Source organism: Cobetia amphilecti (assembly GCF_032923285.1).
In the GTDB taxonomy this organism is placed as follows: domain Bacteria; phylum Pseudomonadota; class Gammaproteobacteria; order Pseudomonadales; family Halomonadaceae; genus Cobetia; species Cobetia amphilecti.
Genome location: NZ_CP136695.1, coordinates 930,926 through 951,181, shown reverse-complemented (window position 1 = coordinate 951,181; position 20,256 = coordinate 930,926). Strand labels below are relative to the sequence as shown.

General features: G+C 63.3%; 17 protein-coding genes. 10 read left to right on the top strand and 7 right to left on the bottom strand.

Annotated features, from left to right (window positions below):
• Nucleotides 1-60: 60 nt before the first annotated feature.
• Nucleotides 61-1,536 (bottom strand): glutamate--tRNA ligase, encoded by a 1,476-nt coding sequence (gltX, locus tag R1T44_RS04110; RefSeq protein ID WP_043333111.1) that lies wholly within the window; start codon nt 1,534-1,536, stop codon nt 61-63.
• Nucleotides 1,537-1,793: 257 nt separating this feature from the next.
• Here gltX and cydD point away from each other — a divergent pair, with 257 nt between their 5' ends.
• Genes cydD through R1T44_RS04095 form a run of 3 tightly spaced genes read left to right on the top strand, consistent with a single transcriptional unit; the run spans nt 1,794 to nt 6,341 of the window.
• On the top strand, nt 1,794-3,632 hold the full coding sequence (cydD, locus tag R1T44_RS04105) for a thiol reductant ABC exporter subunit CydD (RefSeq protein ID WP_317292636.1): 1,839 nt from the start codon (nt 1,794-1,796) through the stop codon (nt 3,630-3,632).
• Entirely contained in the window at nt 3,629-5,491 is a 1,863-nt protein-coding gene (gene cydC / locus R1T44_RS04100; RefSeq protein ID WP_317292635.1) for a thiol reductant ABC exporter subunit CydC, read from the top strand. The genes cydD and cydC overlap by 4 nt, the downstream gene beginning before the upstream one ends.
• A gap of 37 nt (nt 5,492-5,528) precedes the next feature.
• On the top strand, nt 5,529-6,341 hold the full coding sequence (locus R1T44_RS04095) for an SDR family NAD(P)-dependent oxidoreductase (protein WP_317292634.1): 813 nt from the start codon (nt 5,529-5,531) through the stop codon (nt 6,339-6,341).
• Between the two features lie 20 nt (nt 6,342-6,361).
• Here R1T44_RS04095 and R1T44_RS04090 read toward each other — a convergent pair whose 3' ends face one another.
• The 3 genes from R1T44_RS04090 to R1T44_RS04080 form a co-directional block, all read right to left on the bottom strand.
• Nucleotides 6,362-7,261, bottom strand: coding sequence for a LysR family transcriptional regulator (locus tag R1T44_RS04090; RefSeq protein ID WP_043333112.1), 900 nt, complete (start codon nt 7,259-7,261; stop codon nt 6,362-6,364).
• A gap of 441 nt (nt 7,262-7,702) precedes the next feature.
• Nucleotides 7,703-8,764: a magnesium/cobalt transporter CorA gene (corA, locus tag R1T44_RS04085; RefSeq protein ID WP_317292633.1), complete on the bottom strand. Its 1,062-nt coding sequence runs from the start codon at nt 8,762-8,764 to the stop codon at nt 7,703-7,705.
• Nucleotides 8,765-9,736: 972 nt separating this feature from the next.
• The gene (locus tag R1T44_RS04080) at nt 9,737-10,291 is read right to left on the bottom strand and encodes a carboxymuconolactone decarboxylase family protein (RefSeq protein WP_043333113.1); all 555 of its coding nucleotides are present in this window, start codon (nt 10,289-10,291) and stop codon (nt 9,737-9,739) included.
• Between the two features lie 297 nt (nt 10,292-10,588).
• Between R1T44_RS04080 and R1T44_RS04075 the strand changes: the two genes are divergently transcribed.
• On the top strand, nt 10,589-11,206 hold the full coding sequence (locus R1T44_RS04075) for a TetR/AcrR family transcriptional regulator (protein WP_131431284.1): 618 nt from the start codon (nt 10,589-10,591) through the stop codon (nt 11,204-11,206).
• A gap of 104 nt (nt 11,207-11,310) precedes the next feature.
• On the opposite strand, the gene R1T44_RS04070 is transcribed toward R1T44_RS04075, so the two are convergent.
• Nucleotides 11,311-11,901, bottom strand: a complete 591-nt coding sequence (locus R1T44_RS04070) for a hypothetical protein (RefSeq protein WP_317292632.1) — start codon at nt 11,899-11,901, stop codon at nt 11,311-11,313.
• 255 nt (nt 11,902-12,156) lie between these two features.
• Here R1T44_RS04070 and dusA point away from each other — a divergent pair, with 255 nt between their 5' ends.
• Nucleotides 12,157-13,164, top strand: a complete 1,008-nt coding sequence (gene dusA, locus R1T44_RS04065; protein WP_317292631.1) for a tRNA dihydrouridine(20/20a) synthase DusA — start codon at nt 12,157-12,159, stop codon at nt 13,162-13,164.
• 484 nt (nt 13,165-13,648) lie between these two features.
• Nucleotides 13,649-15,046, top strand: coding sequence for a peptide MFS transporter (locus R1T44_RS04060; protein WP_317292630.1), 1,398 nt, complete (start codon nt 13,649-13,651; stop codon nt 15,044-15,046).
• Between the two features lie 128 nt (nt 15,047-15,174).
• On the opposite strand, the gene R1T44_RS04055 is transcribed toward R1T44_RS04060, so the two are convergent.
• Nucleotides 15,175-16,200 (bottom strand): succinylglutamate desuccinylase/aspartoacylase family protein, encoded by a 1,026-nt coding sequence (locus R1T44_RS04055; RefSeq protein WP_043333116.1) that lies wholly within the window; start codon nt 16,198-16,200, stop codon nt 15,175-15,177.
• A gap of 233 nt (nt 16,201-16,433) precedes the next feature.
• Between R1T44_RS04055 and R1T44_RS04050 the strand changes: the two genes are divergently transcribed.
• The 4 genes from R1T44_RS04050 to R1T44_RS04035 all read left to right on the top strand — a co-directional run bounded on the left by R1T44_RS04050 (nt 16,434) and on the right by R1T44_RS04035 (nt 18,951).
• On the top strand, nt 16,434-17,204 hold the full coding sequence (locus R1T44_RS04050; protein ID WP_317292629.1) for a sulfite exporter TauE/SafE family protein: 771 nt from the start codon (nt 16,434-16,436) through the stop codon (nt 17,202-17,204).
• Between the two features lie 116 nt (nt 17,205-17,320).
• Nucleotides 17,321-17,662, top strand: a complete 342-nt coding sequence (locus R1T44_RS04045; protein ID WP_043333117.1) for a DOPA 4,5-dioxygenase family protein — start codon at nt 17,321-17,323, stop codon at nt 17,660-17,662.
• Nucleotides 17,663-17,776: 114 nt separating this feature from the next.
• Nucleotides 17,777-18,268, top strand: coding sequence for a CreA family protein (locus R1T44_RS04040; RefSeq protein ID WP_131431280.1), 492 nt, complete (start codon nt 17,777-17,779; stop codon nt 18,266-18,268).
• Nucleotides 18,269-18,459: 191 nt separating this feature from the next.
• Nucleotides 18,460-18,951, top strand: a complete 492-nt coding sequence (locus tag R1T44_RS04035) for a pyridoxamine 5'-phosphate oxidase family protein (protein WP_317292628.1) — start codon at nt 18,460-18,462, stop codon at nt 18,949-18,951.
• A gap of 174 nt (nt 18,952-19,125) precedes the next feature.
• Here R1T44_RS04035 and adhP read toward each other — a convergent pair whose 3' ends face one another.
• Complete coding sequence (adhP, locus tag R1T44_RS04030) at nt 19,126-20,154, bottom strand: alcohol dehydrogenase AdhP (protein WP_317292627.1); 1,029 nt, start codon at nt 20,152-20,154, stop codon at nt 19,126-19,128.
• Nucleotides 20,155-20,256: the final 102 nt, after the last annotated feature.

Genomic DNA, 20,256 nt, shown 5'->3' with positions numbered 1-20,256 from the left:
ATCATCTGCACATCGCAGACACCCTTGCAGGTCGCGATATTCTTGCAGGTCACGATATTCTTACAGGTCGCGATATTCCTTCTCGAAGCGCTTGGCGGCCTTCTTGGAGACGCCGCCCAGCACGGCCACGGCGTGACGCAGGCGCGCGCGCGTCATATCGGAGCCCAGAATGACCATCGCGTCCATCACCGAGGTAGAGGTCGCCGAGCCGGTCACCGCCACGAACACCGGTGCCAGGAAGTCCTTCATCTTGAGCCCGAAGTGCTCGGAGAGCAGCTTCACTTCCGCCAGCAGGTGCTCCTTGTCCCAGCGGCTCACGGCTTCAAGCTTCCAGGTCAGGAACTGCATCTGACGCACCAGGTCTTCGCCTTCCAGCTTCGCCTTGGCGAAGTCGTCCGGCGTGATGGCCGGCAGACCGGAGAAGAAGTGGCCGGCCAGCGGAATCGCCTCGGACAGCGTCTCGATGCGCGGCTTCACTTCCGGCAGGATCTGCTTGACGTAGGACTCGTTGAAGGCCCACTGACGCAGCTCGCTAAGCAGCTCGTCCTCGGACAGATCGCGGATGTAGAGACCGTTCAGCCAGCTGAGCTTCTCGACATCGAATACCGGGCCACCCAGCGAGACACGCTGGATATCGAAGTGCTCCTGCATCTCGCTCAGGGTGAACTTCTCGCGCTCGTCCGGCATGGACCAGCCGAGACGACCGAGATAGTTGATCACCGCCGCCGGCAGGTAACCCATGCGACGGTAGTAGAGGATCGACGTCGGGTTCTTGCGCTTGGACAGCTTGGTCTTGTCCGGGTTGCGCAGCAGCGGCATGTGGCACAGTTCCGGCATCTGCCAGCCGAAGTATTCATACAGCAGCTGATGCTTGGGCGCCGAGTTGATCCACTCCTCGCCACGCAGCACGTGGGTGATCTCCATCAGGTGATCATCCACCACGTTGGCCAGGTGGTAGGTCGGCATGCCATCGGACTTGAGCAGGATCTGCGCATCGACCTGGGCCCACTCGACCTCGATCTCGCCACGCAGCATGTCCTTGACCACACAGGTGCCGCTTTCCGGCACGTTCATGCGGATGACGAAGGGTGCGCCCGCCGCTTCACGACGTGCCACTTCTTCTGCCGGCAGCGCGAGATCGGACGGCTTGAGCGCCATGTGCAGACCTTCGGCCTTGCGCGACTCGCGCAGCTCGTCCAGCTCTTCACTGGTGCGATAGCACTTGAAGGCATGGCCGGCATCGATCAGCTGCTGGCAGTGCCTGGCGTAAATGTCGCCACGCTCACTCTGACGGTACGGGCCGTGCGGACCACCGACATCCGGGCCTTCGGCCCATTCGATGCCCAGCCAGCGCAGCGAGTCGAGGATCATCTGCTCGGATTCACCGGTGGAACGCGTCTGATCGGTATCCTCGATACGCAGAATGAACTCGCCACCGTGCTGACGAGCGAAGCACTGGTTGAACAGGGCGATGTAGGCGGTGCCGACGTGGGGATCACCAGTCGGCGACGGTGCGATGCGCGTACGAACGGTCATGTGGAGTCCAGTAGTTCGAGAAGAGAGGGCAACAAGCGTCTCGGCAATGACTGACTGCCGGGGCGTGAAATCACGCTGCTGTCTCAGCAGCAAGTGCTGGGGCATATTATACGCAAGGTGAAGATGTGCGACAGTGCGTCGCCGTGTACCAACGCTCTCTCGGCGGTAAGCTTGCGCCAGATGCGTCATTCTCTGCCTTGAGACGTGACGCCAGCGCCTCCCTGCAACTATCTCTGCCACCACCGGCAGGAGCATGAATGCCCCGAACTGCCGCTGCACCCGATGTTTCACCCTCTCCCACCGATGCCACTGCATCGGCAGAATTCGTGCCACGCCGCTGGCTGGAGACACTGGCACGTGCCGGTGGCCGCTGGCCCCAGCTCGCCATCCTGTGCGCCCTGCTCTCGACGCTGGTGCTGCTCGCCCAGGCCTGGGCCATCGCCCGTCTGGCCCAGGGCGTGGCGATCGACCGCGAAGGCCTGGCGACACTGTGGCCGGCCATCGCGGTGCTCGCCGCCAGTCTTTCGCTGCGCGGCGCGCTTACTGGCCTGCGTGGCTATGCCGGCACCCGCGCCAGTCAGCAGATCCGCCGTCGCCTGCGCGAGCGCCTGCTGCAGCGCTTCGCCGAACTCGGCCCGCTGTGGGTGCGTCGCCAGCATCGTGCCAGTCTCGCCAACCGCGCCTGGGACCAGGTCGAGTCACTGCACGGCTACTACGCCGACTTCCGCCCGCAGACACGCCTCGCGGGGCTGATTCCGCTGATGCTGCTGTGCGTGGTGTTTCCGCTCAACTGGGCGGCCGGCCTGATTCTGGCCACCACCGCACCGCTGGTGCCGATCTTCATGATTCTGGTCGGCATCGCGGCGCGCAAGCGCTCGCAGGAGCAGTTCCGGGAGATGGACCGCATGGGCCGCCACTTCATGGACCTGCTCACCGGCCTCAAGACCCTGAAGCTGTTCGGCAGCGCCAGACGCGGCCCCCAGGTCGAGGCGGTCAGCCATGCCTTTCGCAAGCGCACCATGCGCGTGCTGCGCCTGGCCTTCCTGTCCTCCACGGTGTTGGAATTCTTCACCGCGGTGTCCATCGCGCTGCTGGCGGTCTACCTCGGCTTCCATTTCCTCGGCCATCTGCAATTCGGCACCTGGGGCGACTCACCGCTGACCCTGCAGACCGCACTCTTCATTCTGGTGCTGGCGCCCGAGTTCTATCAGCCACTGCGCGAGCTGGGCGTGCACTATCACGCCAAGGCCGAGGCCGAGGCTGCCGCCAGTGACCTCGCCCCCATCGTCGGCAGTGCCCCCTTCACGCAAGAGGCCGAGGCTGGCGCACAGGCGCACAATGCCAACAGCGACCTGCCCGCGGTGCGCCCTCAGACCCGCAAGTTGCACTCGCTGATGCTGGAAGAGGTCTGTGTGCGCTATCCCAATCAGTGGAACCGCCAGACCAGCACACTGACTCCGCCGGCACTCGGCCCGCTGACCCTGCGGATCACCCAGGGCGAGCGTGTCGCGCTGACCGGTGCCTCCGGTTCCGGCAAGTCGACGCTGCTCAATCTGCTGCTCGGCTTCGTCGCGGCCAGCGACGGCCTGCTGTATCTCAACGGCCATCCGCTGAGCCACGGCCTGCCGCCGGGCATGGCGACCTGGGTCGGTCAGGAGACGGTGGTCCTGTCCGGCACGCTGGCCGACAACCTGCGTCTGGCCAGGCCTCACGCCAGCGACGCACAGCTCGAAGCGGCGCTGGACAATGCCGACCTGCTTGACTGGTACCAGCACCTGCCACGTGGGCTCGAGACGCGCCTTGGCGAGGGCGGTCAGGCGCTGTCCGGCGGCCAGGCACGCCGCCTGTCACTGGCCCGCGCCTTTTTGCATGACGCGCCGCTGGTGCTGCTGGATGAACCCACCGCCAGCCTGGACGCCGACAGCGAAGCGCGCGTGATCGCCGCGCTCAAGCGTCTCGGCGAGGGCCGCACCCTGCTGCTGCTGACCCACCGACCAGAGCTGCTGACGCTGTGCCAGCGCCTGATTCACCTCGACGATGGCCAGCTGGTGCAGGACCGCCCGCTCCCCCTCCCTACGCCGAGAGGTGACGCATGAGCCGCGCCATCCGCAAGTCCGCGCCTGACACGCCCGCGGCTGTCACGGCCAGTGAGCCAGCACAGAGCGAAGCGTATAGCGAACAGCGCCCACATCTTCGCGAGTTGACGCCCTATCTGGCCCTGATGCGCGAGCATCGCGGCTGGCTGGGCATCGGTGCGCTGCTGGCGCTGATCACCCTGCTGGCCGCCACCGGTCTGCTGGCGCTGTCGGGCTGGTTCCTCTCCGCCACCGCCGTGGCCGGCTTGAGCGTCGCCGCCACCCAGGCCTTCAACTTCTTCACCCCGGCGGCAGGCGTGCGCGGGCTGGCACTGGCACGCACCGCCGGGCGCTATGGCGAGCGCGTCACCACCCACGAAGGCACGCTGCGTCTGCTGGCGAGCCTGCGCCGTCGCCTGTTCGAGGCCATCGAGCCGCTCTCCCCCGCCGCCCTGCAGCATGCCGGCCAGGGAGAGTTGATGGCCCGCCTGGGCGCGGATGTCGATGCCCTCGACAGCCTTTACGTGCGCGTATTGATTCCCTCGCTGGTGGCGGTCTGCGCCATCCTCGCCGCCGGCACGCTGATCGGCATCTTCGCGCCGCCACTGGCGCTGGTGGCGGTAATCGGACTGGTACTGACCGGCGGACTGGTGCCGTGGCTGGCCTGGTGGCGCGGCAGCCGTGACGCCATGCGGCATCAGTCCTCGGCCAGCCGCCTGCGCGCGCGCCTGTTGGAGCGCCTGCAGGGACTGGGCGAGCTGGTGATCTATGGTCGCTGGAATGAAGAGCTTGAGCGCCTCGCCGAGCAACAGGCCGAGCGGGATCGCATCGAGCGCGCCCAGGCACGCCGTCAGGCACTGGCCAGCTGGCTGAGCCACAGTCTGCTGGGGCTGACGCTGGCCGGGGTCGCCCTGCTCGGCGTCATGCAGATGGCGCCATATGCGAACAACGACATGACGACGCATTCTGGCGAGCTGCTCGATGGTCGCCTGCTGGCGCTGTTCCTGCTGGCCGTGCTCGGCGCCTTCGAGGCGCTGGCGCCACTGCCGCTGGCCTGGCAGGGGCTCGGTCGCTGCCTGTCGGCGGCCGCGCGCCTCAACAGCGTGCAGGCCAATACGCCGGCGGCCCAGTTCCCCAGTGACTCCGAGGCTGCCACGCCGGTGGGTCACGCCCTGGAGATCGAGAAGTTGAGCGTCACCCACGGCGACACGCCGGTGCTCACAGAGCTTTCCCTGACACTGGCCGCAGGCGAGCATCTGGCACTGCTCGGCCCATCAGGCAGCGGCAAGAGCACCCTGCTGGACGTGCTCAGTCGCTTCCATATTCCCAGCGCCGGACGCATCACGCTGGGCGGCGTGGCGCTGGATTCACTCGATGAGGCCACGCTGCGCGCAAGCTTCACGGTCTGCCCGCAGGACACGCATCTGTTCTGTGCCAACTACGCCGACAACCTGCGTCTGGCCGCTCCCGAGGCCAGCGATGAGGCACTGACGCGCATGCTGGAAAGTCTTGGCCTCGGCGACTGGCTGGCCCGCCAGCCACAGGGGCTGGCCGGCTTCCCGGATGAAGGGGGGCGCTCGTTGTCCGGTGGCCAGCTGCGCCGCTTCGGTGTGGCGCGCGCGCTGCTGTCACCGGCGCCGATCGTGCTGCTCGATGAGCCCTGCGAAGGACTGGACCGCACCAGCGCCGAGCAGGTGATGAGCGCGATTCTCGCCGCCTGCGAGGGCCGCAGCCTGATCATGATCACCCACCAGCCGCTGGGGCTGGAGCGCTTTGCGCGTCTGGCGCTGCTGGAGGCGGGCCGCCTGCAGGAAGACGCCACTCCGACCACGCTGAGCCGCGATTCCCGTCTCGCCAGGCTGATGGAGCGCACTGCCTGACGACAGTCACATTCGGCCACTACAGAGGGAGACATGCATGGCAGATAGCAGACTGGAAGATCAGCCATTGGCGGCGGACACCTTCGCGCGCCTGCCACGGGGCTTCTGCGCACTGGTCACCGGTGCCAGCGGCGGGATCGGGCGGGCGCTGATCGCTGAGCTGCTCGCCTACCCCCACTGTGGAAAAGTGCTGGCGGTGAGTCGCGATGTCTCATGCCTTCCGGCGCATCCCGAGCTCGAGACGCTGGAGGCCGACCTGACCACCGAGCAAGGCACCGCAAGCCTCGAGGAGTGGCTGGCGCAGCAACTGGATGGGGAGAGCGAGACGGGACAGCCACCGGCGCTGATACTCAACGCGCTGGGCCTGCTGCATGACGAGCGCGAGCAGCTATGGCCGGAGAAGCGTCTGGAAGACTTGAGTCTGGCGGCCCTGACGCGCCTGCATCAGGTCAACGCCTTCGCCCCGGCCCTGCTGCTGGGAATGCTGGCGCCACGTCTGCGCCGACGCACGCCGGTGATCTTCGCCTCGCTGTCGGCGCGGGTCGGCTCGATCTCCGATAACCGCAGCGGCGGCTGGTATGCCTATCGCGCCAGCAAGGCCAGCCACAACATGCTGCTCAAGACCGCCGCCATCGAGATCGCGCGGCGCAATCCCGAGGCGCTGCTGGTCGCGCTGCATCCCGGCACCACTGACACCGGCCTGTCGACGCCCTTCCAGGCCCGCGTGCCCGAGGGCAAACTGTTCACCACGCGCTTCGTGGCGCGCCGTCTGCTGCGCGTCGCCTGCGAACTCCCGCCCACCGCCAGCGGCGGCTTCTACGACTGGGCCGGCCAGGCCATCGAGTGGTAACCCTCTCGGTAGAGGCGGCGTCAGAGCTGCAGATGCTCCTGGAACCACTCGGTGATGAAGTCGAGGTAGGCGCGGGTCTTGTCGGGCAGGTACTTGCGTGAGCGGAACAGCACCACCATCGATCCATGCTCGTTCCAGTAGGGCTGCAGCAGCGGCACCAGCTCACCACTTTCCACTGCCGCGCGGGCCGAGAAGGTCGGCAGATAGGCGAGACCGAAGCCGGCCTTGGCCGCCTCCACCACGCCGAGCAGATTGTTGATCACCAACCGCGACTCCGGCTCCACATCGAAAGGCTGGCCATTGAGCGTGAAGCGCCAATGCGCCCCCAGATCGTAATTGCCGTAGAAGATGGTATCGAAGGCGCGGATGTCCTGGGGCTGCACCGGCGGTGCATTGACGCGCGCCAGATAGTCCGGCGCCGCATACAGGCCATAGACCACCTTGCACAGCGGGCGCGAGACCATCGAGGAATCCGGCAGCGGCCCCATGCGAATCGCCAGATCCACCGACTCATCGATGGGCTCGAAGCGCTGATCCTCGAGCAGAATCTCGACGCTGACATCCGGGTAGCGACGCATGAAGGCGGTGGTCGGCGCGGCCAGATACATGAAGCCGAACGATACCTGCGCCGACACCTTGAGCTGGCCCATCGGCTGCGAGGTGACGGACTGCACGCGGGCCTCGGCGGACTCCAGCTCCTCGCGGATGCGCAGGCCGTGCTCGTAGTAGATGCGCCCCGCCTCGGTGAGATGCAGCTTGCGGGTCGAGCGATTGATCAGGCTGACGCCCAGCTGCTCTTCCAGTGCCGCCACCCGCTTGGACGCCAGCGACTTGGAAATTCCCAGTCGCCGTGCCGCCGCCGTGAAACTGGCCGCGCGCACGACCTCGACGAATACGCGCAGTGCATCAAGTGTCGCCATGTGTCTCCCTCACCCTCGCTGTGCAACCGCCATGGCCCCCTGAACACGGCCAGACAGCCCATCAATCTTCCAGGTTTCCAATATGGAAACCCTAGTTTTCGATTGTACGCGCTTATTCTCCAAAGCGCGGCACCCTATACTGTGCGCCACGAACATGCGGGAGCAGGCGCGCCGCGGCATCGGCCGCCTGCTTCCGGACTAGACCGACGACGGCCGGGCCTGCGTGGCGCAGCCCGACCGTCCAGGTTCGCGCTCAGGTAGTTGCACTGCTCATCCCACCGATTCCCGGTGACTGGTCTGCATGGCGACGCCCCCACGCGCGGTTTCGCTGTCGGCCCATCCCGGGCCTCGGTGGCGATCTTCAGTGTTGTAATGCAAGTTTCTTGTGCGCCTGGCCGTCTCACGACGCCAGGCGCTTTTTTTATGCCTGTCTTCAGTGACTTACAGCCACTTCTTCCACTTGAAGAACAGATAGGTCGAGAGCGCCGATACCCCCATCAGGCACAGCGCGAAGGGATAGCCCCAGTCCTCGTCCAGCTCCGGCATCCAGTGGAAGTTCATGCCGTAGATACTGGCGATCAATGTCGGCGGCATGAAGACCACCGCCGCCACCGAGAAGATCTTGATGATCCGGCTCTGATCGAGGTTGGTGAAACCGATCGAGGCATCGAGCAGGAAGTTGACCTTGTCGAAGATGAAGGTGGTGTGCGGATTGAGCGAGTCGATGTCGCGCAACATGTCGCGAATCTCCTGACGCCGCGACTTCTGGCGTGGCGCCGAGGGCAGGTGGCGCGTCAGCTGACGCAGCAGGCGCTGACTGTCCAGAAGCGACTGGCGCACCTTGTCGTTGTAGCGCTCCTGCAACAGGATGCCGTGCAGGGTGTCTTCCAGCGCCTCGGGGTGCACCGCCTGCTTGCCCAGCGCCTCCAGCGCCCGGTAGATATCCTCGATCTCATCGGCCAGGTAATCGACCTTCATCGCCAGCAGCGCCAGCAGCACCTCCCAGCCATCCTCCGGACTCAGTCGCTGGCGACGCAGGTGATTGCGGAACAGCCGCAGCAGGCCGATATCCTCGTGGCGCATGCTGATCAGCTGGCGCCCATGCAGATGAAAGGCGACGTTGGCCGTCTGCGGCTCGCGCCCCTTGCGATGCGGAAACAGCGAGACGACGTGGATGCCATCGCCTTCCAGATAGAAGCGCGACGACGACTCGATCTCCTCCAGCTCCTCGACATCGGGCAGCTCCACCGTGAACTGCTCACTCACCCAGCGCTTTTCCTGCTCATCCGGCTCACAGAGATCGATCCACAGCACATCGCTACGCACCAGAATCGGCGGTGCCAGCTCGTCATCGGCCAGCAGCCCGGCATGCAGGGTAGCCGCCTCTTCTGCGCTATCCGCCAGGCGCGGCGGCGCATCGGGCTGGCCGGGCTGCGGGTCGGGCAACACGATATGTTCGCCGCGCAGGCGGCCATCATCGTGCAGTCGATAGAGTGTGATCATGATGACTTCCTCGAAAAGCCCCGCGGGTCGCGCCTGTGCACTGACTGATGACAATGACTGGCCACTATGGCCAACCGTCTGAAAAGGCAGCGAAACCCGGGCGCCTTGGCGGCGTGGGAATAGGATGTCGTCATTCTAAACGAGATGGCGCGCCAGCGGAGGCCGAGCGACGAGGCGTTATCAAGCACGAGGGCGTGAGCGCGAGGTCGCGTGCGAGAGATCGCCCGCAGGAGTGATTGAGCGAGTGATCGTGCGAGAGATCGAGAGAGTGAGGGAGATAGCGCGCCAGAGCAGCGTCTGACGGCCAGACACGAAAAAAGGCGACCCGTGAGAGTCGCCCTAAGACCGTGACTAGCTTGATGAGGAGAAACCCGAACAGGGGCCTGACTCCGCTGTTCTGGCTACCGCATTCCATGGCGGGAAGCGATGAATCCAGATTATGCTCTCCGGCAGACGCCGTCAATACTAATGAGAAATATTTTCATTAACATTGAGTCAGCGTTTATCTCACGCGCCGCTGGCCTCCCCTCACCGGCTGACGTATCATGGCGCCAGAATATCAAGGTCGTGACTGGCCTGATGAGACGCTTGCCAGGGACCTGACATCCAAATCTGGTGAGCACGAAGCACCGCTCGGCTCGCAAGCCTTCCTCCCTGTCATTGGCAGACGGAAAGCAAGTGAATCGAGAAGCGCTTCCGGACGCCTCCCTCGCGCAAGCGAAGGAGGCGTCTTTTTTTGCGCATAAAAAAGCGGCCCACCCCGTAGGATGAGCCGCTGGCAAGGACCGTAAAACTGTCTGATGAGAAGCCTCCCGGACAGGGGCCTGACTCCGCTGGCCGGGACACCGCTACCCATGGCGGGGAAGCGATGACCCCAGAATATGACCCGCGGGCTCAGACGTCAACACTAATGAGAAATATTTTCATTAGCATTGGTGGCACAAGCACTTGCCGTGCCCTCTCGCCTCAGTTTCAGCCCTGCTTGTGCCACTCGAACTTCTTGAACGGCTCGTCGATCGGCGTCTCGGCCAGGTGATTGGTGTAGTTGCTCATCACCTTCTGGGACAGGCCCAGAATCACTTCCAGCACATTGCGCTTGGTGTAACCGGCATCGAGGAAGGTCTGCACGGTGGCGTCATCGACGAAGCCACGCTCACGCACCACGGCCAGCGTGAAGGTGCGCAGGGCTTCCAGGCGCTCGGTCGGCAGCGGCGTCTCGTTGCGCAGCGCCTCGATGATGGCGTCATCCACTTTCATCGACTTGGCGATACCGGTATGCGCCGGCACACAGTAGTGGCAGTTGTGCTCGACGTTGATGGTCTGCCACACGACGGTGGTCTCTTCATCATCGAAGCTGCTGTCGAGGAACAGCTGGTGCAGCACCTGGTAGCCTTCCAGCAGACCCGGCGCTTCCGCCATCACGGCGTGCAGGCCCGGTACCATGCCGAAGGCTTCAACGGACTTGCCGAGCAGCGGCTTGCTGTCCTGCGGGGCATTGTCGGCGGTGTACAGCGTGAAATCTGTCATGAGGACTCCTTCGGAATGATGAGCGAGATAAGCGGAGCCTCAGGGGCGGGCTGCCACTCAGTGGCATGAAGCCTTGAGCAGCGCCCCTGGGGATGCAGGGCATGATATGAGCAAACGCTCAAAATAACGCCTGACCATCCGCTGCACTGCGTTGTCGGGGAACACACTAGCTGGATTTGAGCGATCATTCAAGTTAAACTTGAGTACTCACTCAACACCTTGCTCCTTGCAGACCGTCCGCTTCGCCATACTGCGCGAAGACAGGCGTCACTCGCGAGCCCCATCGTCAGGACAGCCATGCCACGCGCGACCTTGCACAACCGCCAGGATTCCCTCGAACGGGCGCTCAATCTCTTCTGGCAGAAGGGCTTTCATGCCACTTCGCTGAAGGATATCGAGCACGCGCTCGACATGCGTCCCGGCAGCATCTACGCCACCTTCGGCAGCAAGGATGGCCTCTTCCAGGAAGCGCTGGACTGCTACTCCGCGCGCAGCCTGCGCGAGATGGAAAGCCTGATGGCCAGCCACGACTCGCCATTGACCGCCCTCGCCACCTATATCCGCAAGCTCGGCGGGCTGCGCGACTGCGAGGTGCCGTCCCGCGCCTGCATGCTGGCCAAGAGCCTGCTGGAACTCGGCGAGCGTGAACAGGCCGCCCGCGACAAGGTCGAGATGCTGCTCGCCAACATGGAAGCCCGCTTCCGCCAGGCCTTCGCAGACGCCCGCGACGCCGGTGAACTCATCGACCCCGAGCGCCCCGCGCACCAGCCGGAACGCCTCGGCCGCCGCCTGCAAGCCGAAGTCATGGGCCTGCGCGCCTACGCCCAGCGTGAAGGCGAAAGCGAAGCCGTCCGCCAGCTCGCCGAAGACATCGCCCAGGATATCGAGGCGCTGAAGGTCAACAACACGCATTGAGAATGCATGATTATTAAAACATGAGTGCTTTTTACTATTGAGGCTACTGCGAGTGAATCCTAGTAGCCTCAATACATTTTTTTTGATATAAAACCACTTGCACTCTAAAGCTCATCCCACTCCTTTTCTATTCTCACAATTTCCTGTTGAACATAATTCATCTGCGAATTTTCATCTCCCTTGAACCTGTATTCTTTCTTTAGCTTGAGATCAAGAACTCTACACAACTCGACCGCGACTTCACAAGACTCACTCATGAGTAAGCAAATTATATTTGCTCTCTTTTGTGTCATCTTTTCTGCACCACTAAAGTGAAGCTTCAGCATGCAATCTTGACCATTGATCCTATAGTACAGTTCAGGATTACAGGTAACCGTGGTTTTACTGAATTGATATGCAGCTTTGGGAGGGTCATAATGATGGATGTCCTTCCCAGTAGCCCAAGAAATGAAGTTCTCTGCTACAACGTGATAATTCTCTCTTTTGCTCTCATGAGCTTTTCGAACAACTTCACGCAAGCTATTAAAGTTCTGCTTCTTCTTAAAAAGACTCTTTATGGCATTTCTCAAGCTGAGATAATAGTCTTTAAAATGTGCATATTCTCCTTTATTTTTGACTTTAGCTTCCCTACGCTTTTTTAGTTTTAATTCAGACACTGCTATATACGAAAATTCCGAAACTGTCAAATCAGGCATAAGTCCCCCACGCGACAACAAAGCTTCTCAAATTTTATTTACTACCCTGTATCCTTAGTCCCATAAAACTTAAACTCGTACTATTCGACTATTCAAATATTGACCATTAAAGCTATTCCTACAAGAAATTTCATGTTGCCCGAATGGCCGCTTCGCATCACAAGCTGCTAGAATCACCGCCCGCTTGTCTCGACAGCGCCTGCACCTGATGCTCCGATCCCTGCCCCCACACCAGCCGATATGACTGCCATGCCGATGACACCGATTGACCGCACCTTTTCCGTTGCGCCGATGATGGAATGGACGACCCGTGACTACCGCGCCTTCGCGCGCGTGTTGAGCCGTCGTACGCTGCTGTACACGGAGATGGTGACCACCGGGGCATTGCTGTTCAATCCGGACCGCGAGCGCTTCCTGGGTCACGACGAGACGGAGCATCCGCTGGCGTTGCAGCTGGGTGGCAGCGACCCGCAGGCGCTGGCCGAGTGTGCGGCGATCGCCGAGAGCTGGGGCTATGACGAGGTAAACCTGAATGTCGGCTGCCCGAGTGACCGTGTGCAGAACAACATGATCGGTGCCTGTCTGATGGGCCATCCGGAGCTGGTGGCCAAGTGCGTGGCGGCGATGCAGGCGCAGGTGAAGATTCCGGTGACGGTGAAGTGTCGCATCGGGATCGATGATCAGGATGAGGACGCCGACCTCGAGCGCTTCATCACCACCGTGGCCGATGCCGGCTGCGACACCTTCAGCGTGCATGCGCGCAAGGCATGGCTGCAGGGCCTGTCGCCGAAGGAGAACCGCGATGTGCCACCGCTGAACTACGGCCGCGTGCACCGCCTCAAGCAGGCGCACCCGTCCTTGCATATCGGCATCAATGGCGGCCTGAAGCTGATGGATGAGCTGCACGAGCAGCTGGAACATGTCGATAGCGTGATGGTCGGCCGTGAGGCGTACCACAACCCCTGGTTGCTGGCGACGGTGGACAGCGAGCTGTACGGCGAGGCCGAGAATCCGCACACCAGCCGCCACGATGCGCTGCGTGCCTTCCGCCCCTACATCGAGAAGCGTCTCGCCGAAGGCGTGCGCCTCAACCACATCAGCCGCCATCTGCTGGGGCTGTTCCAGGGTCAGCCGGGCGGTCGCCAGTTCCGCCGTCATGTCTCCGAGAACGCCCACAAGCCGGGCGCGGGCATCGAAGTCATCGATGACGCCATGGCGCGCGTGCCGGAGCTCCGCCCTGAGGCACAGGTCGAACAGGCCTGATCGAGCTGGCCTGTTCGCGCCGCTTCTGCCCTGTCTCTTCTACCCTCTCTTCTACCCTCTCTTCTTCCCTCTCTATTCTGCCCTGTCCTCTTGAGAGCGGCGCTTTCAAGAGACAGTCCCCCGACACCCGGCCCACGCGCCGGGTGTCGTCGTCTCGGCAGTCAGCAAAGTGACGACACTGCACTGGCAGGCGTGACACCTGACGCAACCCTGCGTCGCCATATAAGCTAATAACCCCTTAAATACCAACAACATGCATGACTTTCGTTTGATTGTCTGACAAAGCCGTCTCACGCAGAATGGCTGACCATACGGACAACAACCGGTCTCGACATCGTCACGCCATGCTTGCGTGATGTCAGCCAAACAACTGCTCCGTCATCGGCGATTCCTCCACAGTCCTCCTCTGCAGACCTGTGGGCCGGTCCATGCAGCCCCGTCATCCGGGCTGCGCTGCTTCTGCTGACACTTCCTTCGAGGTTCCATGTCCACACACTCCCCTACCGGAGCCAACAGCCGTGAGCTGTTCGGGCATCCGGCCGGACTCTATCTGCTGTTCTCCACGGAACTGTGGGAACGCTTCTCCTACTACGCCATGCGTGCCCTGCTGGTGCTCTATCTCACCGATGCCGTCACCAGTGGCGGTCTGGGCTGGAATCAGGGCGACGCCCTGCAGCTGTACGGCATCTTCACGGGCCTGGTGTACATCACGCCGATGTTCGGCGGAGCGCTGGCCGACAACTGGCTGGGCGCCCGCCGTGCGATCCTGATCGGGGGCCTGATCATGGCGGCCGGGCAATTCGTGCTCGCCGTGCCGCCGGCCATGAGCGGCCTCGACCCCGAGATGCTGCTGTATGTCGGCCTCGGCCTGCTGATCGTCGGCAACGGCCTGTTCAAGCCCAACATCTCCACGATGGTCGGTGACCTCTATCAACAGGGCGATCACCGCCGCGATGGCGCCTTCACCATCTTCTACATGGGCATCAACATCGGTGCGCTGCTGTCGGGCATCGTCGCGGGCTCCATGGCCGAAGGCTATGGCTGGAACGCCGGCTTCCTGGTGGCCGGTGTCGGCATGCTGCTGGCGGTCGCCATCCAGCTCATCTTCGCGCCGCGCCATCTGGGTGACCTGGGGGTCGAACCCAGCGCCCGCCGTGAGGCACGCCTGAGCAAGAGCAGCAACCGCAAGACACCGCTGAGTCGCGAAGAGCGTGACCGCATCAAGGTCATCATGGTGCTGGGCCTGTTCACCATCCTGTTCTGGGCCGGTTTCGAGCAGGGCGGCGGCCTGATGGCGCTGTATGCGCAGGACTACACCGACCGCATGCTGATGGGCTTTGAAGTGCCGGCGGCCTGGTTCCAGTCCCTCAATCCGCTGTTCATCATCCTGCTCTCGCCGCTGCTGGCGGGTCTGTGGACGCGCATGGACAACCGCGAGCCCAGCTCGCCGGTCAAGTTCGCCTTCGGCCTGATCGCTCTCGGCATCGGCTTCGTGTGCATGATCGGCGCGGTGCTGGAACAGAAAGCCGCAGGCAGCGCCTCGATGATGTGGCTGGTCGGCGCCTTCTTCTTCCACACTCTCGGCGAGCTGTGCCTGTCGCCGGTGGGGCTGTCGATGGTCACCAAGCTGTCACCGGTGCGCATGGGCGCGCTGATGATGGGCGCCTGGTTCGCCTTCGTGGCGCTGGCCAACTATCTGGCCGGGATGATCGGCTCGCTGGTCGGCGAAGCCGGTGCCATGAGCGTGTTCGGTGGCATCGCCATCACCGGCGTGCTCGGCGGCCTGCTGTTGCTGGTGTTCGCCGGCAAGCTGGTGGACTGGATGCACGGCGCGGAAGCGCGTCATGACGGCCCGCTCGAGACCCAGACCAGTCACGGCTGAGTGCTCTGTGACGGTGATTATCGCTGTCGACCAGAGGACAGACTGCTGCAACGCAAACGCCCCGCTCATTGAGCGGGGCGTTTGCGTTATCGCTGCCAGCAACAGGGCCGTAAAGGGGCGTGAAGCGCCTAGATGGAGTCCGGCACGAACAGCTGCTGGAAGTTGTCGACGGCGCTCTCGGCATCGTCGATCGCATGGAAGCGCGCCACGTGATAGAGCGCCTCGCCCTCGTTGGCCAGCGGCAGATTGGCCATGCCGATGATGATGCCATCCGCGGGTGACAGCACCTCGCTTTCGCTGTTGCCGAAGGGGTCGGCGACGATGCCCAGCACCTGATGCTTCTCGACGCGGTCCCCCAGGCCCACGCGGCTCTGGACGATGCCATCGATGGAGGCACGCGCCCAGCTGGAGCCGTTGGACATCTCCACCGCACGCGAGCTGGGCTTGCGGTCGCGGTCCTTGGCCAGCATGCCGATGGAGCGCATCACGCGCTTCACGCCGCTGACGCCCGGGCGAATCGCCCACTCATCGAAGCGCAGTGCCTCACCGGCCTCATAGGTGATGACCGGCACGCCGCGCTCGCTGGCATAGGCGCGCAGACTGCCCTCGCGCAGCTCGGCATTCAGCAGCACCGGCGCGCCGAAGGCATCCGCCATCTGACGCGTGGCATCACTGCCCGTCATGGTGGCGCGGATCTGCGGCAGGTTGGTGCGATGAATCGCGCCGGTGTGCAGGTCGATGATGTGGGTGGCCTGATCGGCGATCTGCTCACGGAACAGCGCCGCCACCCGCGAGCCCAGCGAGCCGCTCTCACTGCCCGGGAAGCAGCGGTTGAGGTCACGGCGGTCCGGCAGGTAGCGCGTGTGCTGCACGAAACCGAACACGTTGACGATGGGCACCGCGATCAGGGTGCCGCGCAGCCGCGCGAGGCTGGAACTCTTGAGCAGCCGCCGCACGATCTCGACACCATTGATCTCGTCACCGTGGATGGCACCGCACACCAGCAGCACCGGGCCGGGCTGACGGCCATGCACCACCTCGACGGGGATGTGCAGCGGCGCATGGGTGTAGAGCTTGGCGACAGGCACATCGACCTGGGCCCGCGTTCCCGGCGCGATGCGGGTACCGCTGATTTCAAATGGAGCGCGTGACATCGCCACCTCAGAGATTGTTCGACCAACGAGCGGCAGGCACTGCGACATGCCCGCCAGATCAGGCTACTCGCCCAGTGTCTCGAAAGAAAACACTGTGCGACATGCGCCTTTTAGCGCATTGGTGCGCCAAGGGAAAGACTTCATTGCAGCGTGTCGGGATGAAGCGCGGGCAGAATTGTTCAACAATGGGCCTTCACGACTCACCTTGCCCGCCCTCTCGACATGAGATGCCCGTGACCGATTCACTCGATGCCCTGCTGACACTGCCCGATTACTCTGCGCTGGCCTGGAGCGTGATCATCTTCTCGACCTACCTGACCGGCATCTCCAAGGGCGGCTTCGCCGGAGGCTTCGGCTCACTCTCGGTGCCGTTGATGGCGCTGGCCATCGGGCCGCTGGAAGCCGCCGGCATCCTGCTGCCGCTGTTGCTGGTGATGGACTTCCTGAGCTCCCGCGCCTGGTGGGGCAAGCAGCTGTGGTCGGAGGTGCGCATCATCCTGCCCAGCGCCGCCATCGGCATCGCGGTGGGCGTGGTGCTGTTCGATGAGCTGGACGAGAACATGATTCGCGGCCTGCTGGGCGTCATCTCTCTGCTGTTCGCCGCCTATATGCTGTTCAAACCGACAGCCAGGAAACCGCTGCCCCGCTGGCTGGCCATTCCTGCCGGGGCCACCGCCGGCTTCACCAGCTTCTTCGCCCACGCCGGCGCCCCGCCCTACAACCTGTACATGATTCCGCGCCAGCACCCCAAGGAGACCTTCATCGCCACCACGGTGATCATCTTCGCTGGCATGAACCTGATGAAACTGGGCCCCTACGTGGCGCTGGGCGAGATCAACCTCACCAGCCTCTCCACCTCGCTGCTGCTGGTACCGGTGGCCTGGGCGGGCGTCAGAAGCGGCCTGTGGCTGCAATCCCGCGTCAACGAGAAGCTGTTCTTCCGCCTGATCATCATCGCGATGGCGCTGGTGGGTGTGCAGCTGATCTACAAGGCCTGGGGCTGACGGCCACAAGCCCCATCACGCCCTCACGACCACTGCCGCCAGCCATTGAAAACTCCCGCCACGGCCCTTGAGGCCGAGCGCTGGAAGCCCCCCTTGAGAACGATCGAGACAACGCCATGACACACCACATCAGCTACTACCACGCCCATCTCTACTACACCGATGAACAGAGCCTGGCCGCCGCTCGCGAACTGGCGGCCCAGGCCGAGCAGCGCTTCACGCTGCGCGTCGGGCGCTTCCACCAGCAGCCGGTCGGCCCGCACCCGCTGTGGAGCTGTCAGCTGTCCTTCCTGCCTGAGGAATTCGGGCGCATCATCCCGTGGCTGGCACTCAACCGCGGCTCGCTGGACATCTTCGTGCACGCCGGCACCGGCGATGACCTCTTCGATCACACCCAGGGCGTGATGTGGCTGGGCAACTCGCATACGCTGAATCTCGCTGCCTTCGCCAGCGAGTGAGGCCGCGGCAAGCATTTAGCCCGCGGCAAGCATTGAGGCCAGGGCAATGGTTGACGCCCACCGCGGGTCTGACACGCTATCATCGCCTGACACCACTGACTCAAGGATGCCCCCATGACGCGACTGCGCCGCCTTTCCTCTCGTGCTGCCCTGCTGGGTGTGATGGCCTCAGGCCTGCTGCTGGCCGGCTGTGATGATAACGAGGTCGGAGATGTCTCACTGGGCCTGTTCACCACCAAGGACATCAAGATCGAGAGCCTGATCGACCCCAAGGTGCCGGGCGTGACCTGCCATCTGAGCAACATCGAGGCGGACCTCGACTTCTCCGATCCCTCCGACATGAGCATCGCCTGCCGCCAGACCGGCCCGATCACGGCGGAGATGATCGCCGACATCGATACCTCCAAGAGTGGCGAGGAGGTCTATCGCAAATCCAAGAGCGTGCTGCTCAAGAGCCTCAAGATTCGTCGCATTCTGGATCGCGACTCCCAGAGCCTGCTCTATATCGCCTACAGCACCAAGGAAACCAGTGGCAGCTTCAAGCATGCGCTGAGCAGCGTGCCGCTGTGGGGCAGCGACGCCTGGCAGGCCCCGGCAGCGCAGTGAGTCGCCTCGGCGCCTGAATCAAACCCCGATTGATCAAGCGCTGACTCATCAATCTCTGACTCAACAAGCCCTGACTCATCAAGCGAAAGCTTCACCATCATCCCTTGAAGTTGTGGGGTATCGCTCCAAGGTCTTGTGCAACGGCTAGCCAGCCGGATTTTCATTCGCATGACGCAAAGGAGTGACACACGATGTCGAGCCCGGAGCACAAGCAGAAGATCTGGAAGCTGATCAAGGATGTGAAGGTCGGCATGTTGGTGACGCAAGGCGACGGCATGCCCCACGCCCGCCCGATGCATCTGGTGCAGGATGACTACGACGGCACCCTGTGGTTCTTCACCCGCGCCAGCGCCGAGAAGGTATTTGAGGCCAGGAAGGACAGCGAGGTCTGCCTGAGCTTTTCCGATCAGGATGATGGCGTCTACGTGTCGCTGAGCGGTCATGCCAACCTGCACCGCGATCAGGGCCTGATCGACAAGTTCTGGAACCCGTTCGTGGCCGCCTGGTTCCCGGAAGGCAAGGATGACCCCGACATCACCCTGCTGGAGATCTCGGTGCAATCCGGCGAGCACTGGAAGGCCAAGGAGAGCAAGGCCTATCAGCTCTACGAGGTGGCGCGCGCCAACCTCGACAAGGACCACACCCCGGACATGGGCGAGAACGAGAAATTCGGCACGGTGTAAGCAGAAGCCCGAGCTCGTCAGAGAGAGCTCTTTGCAGTGCCCGCGTGACGCTTCACGCACACGGCCATGCCAGACACGACAACGCCAGCCCGAGGGCTGGCGTTGTCGTGTCTGGCAGCCTGCCGTTTCCAGCAGGCCTGTCATCGGTGGTGAGGATTCAGGCCAGCGAACGCCTCAGGCCTTCATGTCGAGCACGATGCGCCCCTCGATCTTGCCGTCGATCATGCGTCCGAAGATGTCGTTGATGTCCTCGAGCTTGCCGGTCTGCACGGTGGCGGCGACCTTGCCTTCCGCGGCGAAGTCCAGCGCCTCCTGCAGGTCCTGGCGCGTGCCGACGATGGAGCCACGCACCGTGATGCCATTGAGCACGGTGGAGAAGATCGGCAGCGGGAAGTCGCCCGGCGGCAGGCCGTTGAGCACCAGGGTGCCGCCACGGCGCAGCATGTTCTGGGCCTGATCGAAGGCCTTGGGCGACACCGCCGTCACCAGCGCGCCATGCGCGCCACCGATCTCGCGCTTGATGACGCTCGCCGGGTCTTCCTTCATGGCATTGACGGTTACGGTCGCGCCCAGACGACGGGCCAGTTCCAGCTTGGCATCATCCACATCCACCGCCGCCACGTTCAGGCCCATGGCGCGTGCATACTGCACCGCCATGTGTCCCAGCCCGCCGATGCCCGAGATCACCACCCACTGGCCGGGGCGGGTGTCGGTCATCTTGAGTCCCTTGTAGACCGTGACCCCGGCGCACAGCACCGGCGCGATCTCCACGAAGCCCACGCTGTCCGGCAGGCGGCCGACGTAGCCTGCGTCCGCCAGCGTGAACTGGGCAAAGCCGCCATTCACCGAGTAGCCGGTATTCTGCTGGCTCTCGCACAGCGTCTCCCAGCCACCCAGACAATGCTCGCAGTGGCCGCAGGCCGAGTAGAGCCAGGGCACCCCGACACGGTCGCCTTCCTTGACGTGGGTGACGCCCTCGCCCACCGCCGCGATGGTGCCGACGCCTTCATGGCCGGGAATGAACGGCGGATTGGGTTTCACCGGCCAGTCGCCATGCGCGGCGTGCAGGTCGGTATGACAGACCCCGGAGGCGGCGATCTCGACCAGAATCTCGCCACGCCCCGGACGCGGTACTGCGACCTCCTCGATCACCAGCGGTGCACCGAATTCACGTACCACGGCGGCTTTCATGCTGTTATCCATGACGTACTCCTCATCCATTGAAGACTGACGAACATTCAAGAAAGACGGACATTCAAGACAAACGAACCAGCAGAGTTGCGGCGGAGCGTTGCGCCGGTGAGT

Excerpts from the sequence above, each read along its gene's own strand:
- gltX (WP_043333111.1), bottom strand. The coding sequence starts at position 1,536 with ATGACCGTTCGTACGCGCATCGCACCGTCGCCGACTGGTGATCCCCAC.
- R1T44_RS04080 (WP_043333113.1), bottom strand. The coding sequence starts at position 10,291 with ATGACAGATTTCACGCTGTACACCGCCGACAATGCCCCGCAGGACAGC.
- R1T44_RS04040 (WP_131431280.1), top strand. The coding sequence starts at position 17,777 with ATGACGCGACTGCGCCGCCTTTCCTCTCGTGCTGCCCTGCTGGGTGTG.
- R1T44_RS04035 (WP_317292628.1), top strand. The coding sequence starts at position 18,460 with ATGTCGAGCCCGGAGCACAAGCAGAAGATCTGGAAGCTGATCAAGGAT.
- cydC (WP_317292635.1), top strand. The coding sequence starts at position 3,629 with ATGAGCCGCGCCATCCGCAAGTCCGCGCCTGACACGCCCGCGGCTGTC.
- R1T44_RS04095 (WP_317292634.1), top strand. The coding sequence starts at position 5,529 with ATGGCAGATAGCAGACTGGAAGATCAGCCATTGGCGGCGGACACCTTC.
- dusA (WP_317292631.1), top strand. The coding sequence starts at position 12,157 with ATGACACCGATTGACCGCACCTTTTCCGTTGCGCCGATGATGGAATGG.
- corA (WP_317292633.1), bottom strand. The coding sequence starts at position 8,764 with ATGATCACACTCTATCGACTGCACGATGATGGCCGCCTGCGCGGCGAA.
- R1T44_RS04060 (WP_317292630.1), top strand. The coding sequence starts at position 13,649 with ATGTCCACACACTCCCCTACCGGAGCCAACAGCCGTGAGCTGTTCGGG.
- R1T44_RS04055 (WP_043333116.1), bottom strand. The coding sequence starts at position 16,200 with ATGTCACGCGCTCCATTTGAAATCAGCGGTACCCGCATCGCGCCGGGA.
- adhP (WP_317292627.1), bottom strand. The coding sequence starts at position 20,154 with ATGGATAACAGCATGAAAGCCGCCGTGGTACGTGAATTCGGTGCACCG.
- R1T44_RS04075 (WP_131431284.1), top strand. The coding sequence starts at position 10,589 with ATGCCACGCGCGACCTTGCACAACCGCCAGGATTCCCTCGAACGGGCG.
- R1T44_RS04045 (WP_043333117.1), top strand. The coding sequence starts at position 17,321 with ATGACACACCACATCAGCTACTACCACGCCCATCTCTACTACACCGAT.
- R1T44_RS04070 (WP_317292632.1), bottom strand. The coding sequence starts at position 11,901 with ATGCCTGATTTGACAGTTTCGGAATTTTCGTATATAGCAGTGTCTGAA.
- R1T44_RS04090 (WP_043333112.1), bottom strand. The coding sequence starts at position 7,261 with ATGGCGACACTTGATGCACTGCGCGTATTCGTCGAGGTCGTGCGCGCG.
- cydD (WP_317292636.1), top strand. The coding sequence starts at position 1,794 with ATGCCCCGAACTGCCGCTGCACCCGATGTTTCACCCTCTCCCACCGAT.